The organism is Actinomycetospora sp. (assembly GCF_055612215.1).
On sequence record NZ_JBVPVA010000609.1, the window covers coordinates 1 to 6,369 of the forward strand.

Annotated in this window: 6 protein-coding genes; 1 reads left to right on the forward strand and 5 read right to left on the reverse strand. The window is 72.8% G+C overall.

The annotated features are described in order from the left end of the window. Both AC0CYZ_RS16815 and AC0CYZ_RS16820 read right to left on the reverse strand, forming a co-directional pair. A partial coding sequence (locus tag AC0CYZ_RS16815) for a PQQ-dependent dehydrogenase, methanol/ethanol family (RefSeq protein WP_472217359.1) occupies window positions 1–1,587 on the reverse strand: 1,587 nt, incomplete at its 3' end. 25 nt (window positions 1,588–1,612) lie between these two features. Next, on the reverse strand, window positions 1,613–2,077 hold the full coding sequence (locus tag AC0CYZ_RS16820) for an MSMEG_3727 family PQQ-associated protein (RefSeq protein ID WP_472217361.1): 465 nt from the start codon (window positions 2,075–2,077) through the stop codon (window positions 1,613–1,615). 606 nt (window positions 2,078–2,683) lie between these two features. Here AC0CYZ_RS16820 and AC0CYZ_RS16825 point away from each other — a divergent pair. Then, window positions 2,684–3,427: a hypothetical protein gene (locus AC0CYZ_RS16825; protein ID WP_472217363.1), complete on the forward strand. Its 744-nt coding sequence runs from the start codon at window positions 2,684–2,686 to the stop codon at window positions 3,425–3,427. A gap of 10 nt (window positions 3,428–3,437) precedes the next feature. On the opposite strand, the gene AC0CYZ_RS16830 is transcribed toward AC0CYZ_RS16825, so the two are convergent. From AC0CYZ_RS16830 to mmsA, 3 genes are all read right to left on the reverse strand, one after another. After that, window positions 3,438–4,190, reverse strand: coding sequence for a hypothetical protein (locus AC0CYZ_RS16830; RefSeq protein WP_472217365.1), 753 nt, complete (start codon window positions 4,188–4,190; stop codon window positions 3,438–3,440). Beyond that, entirely contained in the window at window positions 4,172–4,924 is a 753-nt protein-coding gene (locus AC0CYZ_RS16835) for a YoaK family protein (protein ID WP_472217367.1), read from the reverse strand. The genes AC0CYZ_RS16830 and AC0CYZ_RS16835 overlap by 19 nt, the downstream gene beginning before the upstream one ends. Before the next feature lie 327 nt (window positions 4,925–5,251). Then, window positions 5,252–6,369: CoA-acylating methylmalonate-semialdehyde dehydrogenase (gene mmsA, locus AC0CYZ_RS16840; RefSeq protein WP_472217369.1), on the reverse strand; the 1,118-nt coding region annotated here is incomplete at its 5' end.

Here is a 6,369-nt window from a genome sequence, read left to right on the forward strand (position 1 = left end):
GACGACGTACTGCCGGCCGTCGACGCTGAACGTGCTCGGGCTGCTGTGGTGGCCGCTGCCGCACTGGAACGACCACAGCTTCTCGCCGGTGTCGGCGTCGAGCGCGACGAGCTCACCGGTGGGCGTCCCCTGGAACACCAGGCCACCGCCGGTGGACAGCGTCGAGGCGCACATCGGGTACTCGTTGCGCCAGCGCCACTTCTCCTCGCCGGTCAGCGGGTCGATGGCCGCGACGTATCCGTAGAAGTCGTCGAGGTCGACCGCGACGCCCGCGCCCCAGTACGGGATGCTCTCCTTGAACTCGCGACGCCGGCGGGTGGCCGTCGCCCCGACCTCCTGGACCGGGACGTAGATCAGCCCGGTGTTGGGGTTGTAGGACATGTGCGTCCATTCCTTGCCCCCGGCCGGACCCGGCCAGAAGTGCACGGGGACGCCTTCCTCGTCCGGGTAGACCTTCGCGGTGACCTTCCCCTCGGGGCTGATGTCGCCCCAGGTGATCCGGTCCACGAAGGGGAACACCCGGACCAGCTCACCGTTGGTGCGGTCGAGGACGAAGAAGTACCCGTTCTTGTCCGCGTGCGCGAGCAGCTTGCGCCCGTCGGGCGCGTCGAACAGGACGTTCTCCATCGTCGAGTCGTAGTCCCACAGGTCGTGGGGCGTGAACTGGTAGTGCCACCGGATCTCGCCGGTGTTCACGTCGACCGCGATGGTGCTGTCGGTGTAGAGGTTGTCGCCGGGGCGCACACCGCCGTCGAAGTCCGGCGCCGGGTTGCCGGTCCCCTGGAACAGGAGCTCGAGCTCCGGGTCGTAGGAGGGGGTGACCCAGCAGTTCGCCCCGCCGCGCTGCCAGGCCTCACCGTCGTCGGGCCAGGTCTCCGAACCGGGTTCGCCGGGCTTCGGGATCGTGTAGCAGCGCCAGCGGCGCTCCCCGGTCTCGGCGTCGAAGGCGTCCATGTGGCCGCGGAGGCCGAACTCGCCGCCGGAGCTCCCGACGATGACCATGTCCTTGACGATCAGCGGCGCGACGGTCCCGCTCTCCCCGGCCCGCACGTCGCCGTTGACGACGTCGAACACCAGTTCGCCGCTCGTCGCGTCGAGCGCGATGAGGTGGGCGTTGAGGGTGTACAGGTAGACCTTGCCGTGGCCCACGGCCACACCCCGGTTGACGTTGCCGCAGCACAGCGAGACGTCGTACGGGGAGGCGTGCTTGTAGCGCCAGAGCTCCTCGCCGGTCGTGGCGTCGATGGCCCAGAGCTTCCCCTCCGGGCCGGAGACGTACATGACGCCTTCCACGACGAGCGGGGAGGCCTCGAACGAGTAGGTCGACGCGCCGGACTGCATGCCCGTCGTCCCGGCCTGGAACACCCACGCGGGGACGAGCTTCTTGACCGTGTCCTTGTTGATCTGGTCGAGCGCGCTGTAGCGCTGAGCGTCGTAGGTGCCGTAGTAGGTGAGCCAGTTCTCCGGCTCCGAGCGGGCGTTCTGGATGCGCTCGTCGTTGACGTCCCCCGTAGCCGGGGCCTCGCCCTTGGTGGCGCTGAGGGTCTTGTGCGGGACGGCCTCGCCGGCGTCCACGTAGTCGGTCATGGTGTCTTCCTCTCTGCGGGCGCGACTAGGGACGAGGCTGGGGCGGACGGTCGATCTTGGCCGAGTCCGGTACCTCGCCACCGAAGACGAGCGCGCCGGTGAGACCACGGCCCTCGTCGTTCCCGGTCGTGGAGCCGTAGTAGTACGTGCCGGGGCCGCCCAGCTCGAGGGTCGCCGTGCCCTTCGAGTGGTTCACCAGCCAGATGATCTTGGGGTCCCCGTTGTGCGGGAGCACCGCGCAGTGGGTGTTCTTGTCGTCGTTGATCAGCGTGAGCTCGACCGTCCCGCCGTGCGGGAAGACCAGGATCGACGGGTCCCAGATCAGCTCGTCCTCGGGGATGCGCACGGTGGCCCGCATGACCCCGTCCGAGCCCTCCTCGGCGTGCCCGACGTTCCCGGTGCCGAGCAGCCGGCCCAGTGCCGTCCGGTTCTGCCCGTCCAGGCCTGCTTCGTGCAGGGTGGTCTCTCGATCATCTGCCGTGGCCGTCATCGGCCGTACCTCCTCATCTCGGGTGTCCTTCCTGCCGACGGCGGCGTCGCCGCCACCTCGACCTCCTCGTCTCCTCCGTCGGCCGTGCTCCGACCCCTGGTCGGACGTCGATGGGTCACCAGGACGTGGGGGATGCGTGCTCGAGCACTCCGGTGCACTCCTCCCGGCCGCGTGTCGCGCCCGGGACGTCCCGGTCGGCGCGGTGCCGCCACAGGTCTCTCGGCCGTCGGGCCGAATTCGGTGACCACTGGGCGGCAGGACACGGGGTCTCCGGCGACGACCGGACGTCGTCAGCCGGTGAACGGTGTGTGCTGAGCCACAGCCGACCATAGGGAGCCGGTGGCGAGTCGGCAAGGGTCTGGGAGGACCCGCGGGTCTCGATCTCGTCGACCCAGCGTGTTCGACCCGTGACGTTCCGCGAAGCGGAACAGACTAGGCCGAACGGGGGAGAGGCAGGGGAGGGGCCCTCGGTTCGGTGGGGCCGCCCCGTCCGTCCGCCCAGGTTCGGGACGCAATGGTGTCGTGGGCCACCGAGCGCCCGCTATGGTCGCGCGGGGTGGCGCCGCCGTCGGGGCCCGGCCTGCCCGGCGGGAGGTCGAGAAGGACGTGCCGAGGTTCGGACCGCCCGAGGCGCTCGCCCGGCTCTGCGCCGACGGGGCGCATGCCGACAGCGTCGAGCTGAAGGCGCTCCTCGCCACGGCCGCGGGGCCGGCCGCCGAGGCCCTGACCGGCCGCCCGTCGCCGACGTGGAGCGAACGGCGGACCTACCTGATCGACACCGACGCCCTCGACCTGCTCCGTGCCGGCGTCGAGATCCGGCTGCGGCGGCGGGCGCGCGGCCGCTACGACCTCGCGGTGTCCGCGCAGCGCAGCGGCACCACGTCCGAGCGGAGCACCCCCCGCAGCGTGCGCATCGAGCTGGACGTCGCCCCGGGCGCGGTCTGGCAGGACCTCGAGATCCGGCGCGACGTCGAGGCCGGGGCCGCGGCCCACGTCATCGGCGGCGGTCTGGACCCGGGGGAGCTGCTCTCGCCGCCGCAGCGCGCGTGGGCGCTGCGCGGCGGCCACGACGTCGTGGACGACGCCCGGCTCAAGGAGCTGGCGGTGCTCGGCCCGCTGGTGGTCCACCGGGTGAAGGTGAGCGCGCAGGCCGGGTTGCGGCGGGCGGACCTCGAGCACTTCCGCTTCCCGAGCGGGCGGGAGCTCGTGGAGCTCTCGACCCACTGCGGGCCCGCGGAGGTGACCGCGACCGCCGCGGCGTTCGAGCAGCTGATCGACGACCGGGAGATCGCGGTGGCCCGGTGGTACCGCACCAAGACCTCGCTGTGGCAGGACGAGTTCGGCCGCTGATCGGCCGGGCTCACCCCGGCGCGTCGGGCCCGCGGCCCGCGTGGACCGCGTGGCTCCAGCGCAGCGTCGTCGCGAGCCACAGCAGGACGTCGTGCAGCCGCAGCCGGGTGGGCGCGGCGTCGCCGGTCGCGCGCGCGGCCGCCGACTCGAGCGCGGCGAAGCCCCGCTCGTTGGCCGCGAGCTCCCGTCGCACCACCGCCTCCACGCCGCTGTCGCCCTCCTCGAGGTGGGGGAGCAGCGCGCGCCGCGTGGTCCGGGTGAGATGGGGGACCAGCGCCGGGTGGTGGTGGTGCAGGGCCGCGAGCACGTGGCCGGGGTGCGCCCCGGCCGCCGAGGCGACCTCGCGGAGCAGCGACCCGACGGTGCCGGGCTCGTCGAGCACCGAGAACTCCCCGGACGGCAGCGTCCACAGCGGGCGGCCGGCCGCGCGGCGCACCGCGTCGTGCACGAGCGGGCGGACCCGCGCGAGCGCGTCGTGGACGTCGGTCCAGCCGTCCCGGTCGAGCCGACCGTGCAGTCCCTCGCCGAGCAGGACGTCGGCGTCGGGCCCGGTGCTCGCCGGGGCGGCGTCGAACCGGGCCCAGCCGTAGGCCGGGACGCGGACCCAGCGGCCGTCGGGGACACCGGGGGAGCGGAAGCGCAACGGGCGCCGGGCCCGCGCGTACCCGACGACGGCGGCGAGCGCCTCGGCGAACGGGATCGGGTCCGGACCCGCGCTGGGCAGGACCAGGACCGCTCCGGTGTCTACCTCGGGCTCGACCACGACGCCGGCGTCCGGGAGACGAGGTGCGAGGACAGGCCGACCACGACGATGACCAGCAGACCGAACGCCAGCGCCGCCCCGATCGACACCAGGCGGATGAGCAGGCCCCCGACGACGACCCCGGCCGCGAAGGCCAGCAGCGCGAGCACGCGTCGCAGCCGGGCCGGGTCGCGGTGGCCGCGCTCGGCGAGCAGCCCGGTCATGGTCAGCGTCAGCACGACGGTGAGCAGGTCGGGGACCTTGAGGTGGCGGATGAGGGCGAGCTGCCCGCCCATCGATGCCGCGAGCAGGACGGTGATCGTGGTGCGCACGCCGGGTGGCAGGTCGTCGCCGACGGCGAGCGCCGTGATCGTCACCGGCACGGCCAGGACGGCCTTGTAGATCGTCGTGTTGCGCAGGGCCCGGCCGCGGTGTCCGCCCGCGTGGCGGCAGATCACGGCCCCGGCGAGCACACCGACGACGAAGGCCGCCAGTGCGAGCGCGGACGAGGTCACCGAGAACCCGTCGGCTCCGGAGAGGCCGAGGCCGAGGATGACGAGGTTGCCGGTCATCGCCGCCACGAAGACGTGGTCGAGGGCGAGGATGCTCGTGGCGTCGACGACGCCCGCCAGCACGGTGAGTCCGAGGAGCAGGGCCGGCAGCGGCCCGTCGCGCTCGTCGACGACCGCGTCGTGCAGCGTGCGGCCGAACGTCGGTTCGTCGTCCGGGTCCCGCGACGGTCCTCGCTGGGTCACCCCGCGAGTACAGCATCCGGCCGCGGCCGGGGGAGCCGATCGCGGTCCCGGCGCGCGCCCGGGTTGATCAGGGGCACGTCCGGCAGGTCCGGGGGCCGCGGGAGCTGCGTGGTGTGCCCGTCGACGGGACGCGGACCCGGCCGCCGACCAGCGGAGAGGGGCTCCGGCAGCCGATCTGACATAATGTCGATTATCGGATCGGCGGAGCGGGGCCGAGAGGGGTCCGGGGTACGGCCGCGCTGGTGTCGCTAGGCAGTCGATCATGGCGAGGGCACCGCACGTACTGGTGCCCTCGCCATGATCAACCGCCTACTGCGTGCCGGCCCGTCAGTCGTTCCGCGGGAACCCGAGGTCGAGACCGCCGGCGTCGCCGCGCTGGGCCGGGTCGATCCAGCGGGTCGTGACGACCTTGCCGCGGGTGAAGAAGTGCACGCCCTCGGTGCCGTGCGCGTGGGTGTCACCGAACAGCGAGTTCTTCCAGCCGCCGAAGCTGTAGTACGCCATCGGCACCGGGACCGGGACGTTGATCCCGATCATGCCGACCTCGACCTCGTGCTGGAACCGCCGCGCGGCGCCGCCGTCGTTGGTGAACAGCGCCGTCCCGTTGCCGTACGGATTCGCGTTGATCATCGCGACGGCCTCGTCGTAGGTGTCCACCCGCAGCACCGACAGCACCGGGCCGAAGATCTCGTCGGTGTAGATCGACATGTCGGTGGTGACGTGGTCGAACAGGGTCGGGCCGACGAAGAAGCCCTCGCCGTCCGCGTCCGGCGCCACGCCCCGGCCGTCGACGACCACGGACGCCCCGGCCGACTCCCCGGCCTCGATGTAGCCCGTGACCCGCTCCCGCGCCGCGGCCGTGACCAGCGGGCCCATGTCGCAGCCACGACGGCCGTCCCCGGTGCGCAGCCCCCGGGCCCGCTCGGCGACCTTCTCGACGAGGCCGTCGCCGCACGACCCCACGGCGACCAGGGCCGAGATCGACATGCACCGCTCCCCGGCCGAGCCGAAGCCGGCGTTGATCGCCTGGTCGGCGGCGAGGTCGAGGTCGGCGTCGGGCAGGACCACCATGTGGTTCTTGGCCCCGCCGAGGGCCTGGACGCGCTTGCCGTGCGCGGTGCCGGTCTCGTAGACGTGGCGGGCGATCGGCGTCGACCCGACGAAGCTGATCGAGCGTACGTCGGGGTGGGTCAGCAGCCCGTCGACGGCGGTCCGGTCGCCGTGCAGGACGTTGAAGACGCCGTCGGGCAGGCCCGCCTCGGCCCACAGCTCGGCGAGCCACTGTGCCGCGCTGGGCACCTTCTCGCTCGGCTTGAGCACGACCGTGTTCCCCGCGGCGATCGCGATCGGGAAGAACCACATGGGCACCATCGCCGGGAAGTTGAACGGCGAGATGATCCCGACGACGCCCAGCGGCTGGCGGATCGAGGAGACGTCGATGCCGG

What these genes read in the sequence shown, in the direction of transcription:
- AC0CYZ_RS16820 (WP_472217361.1), bottom strand. Translation starts at nt 2,077, where the DNA reads ATGACGGCCACGGCAGATGATCGAGAGACCACCCTGCACGAAGCAGGC.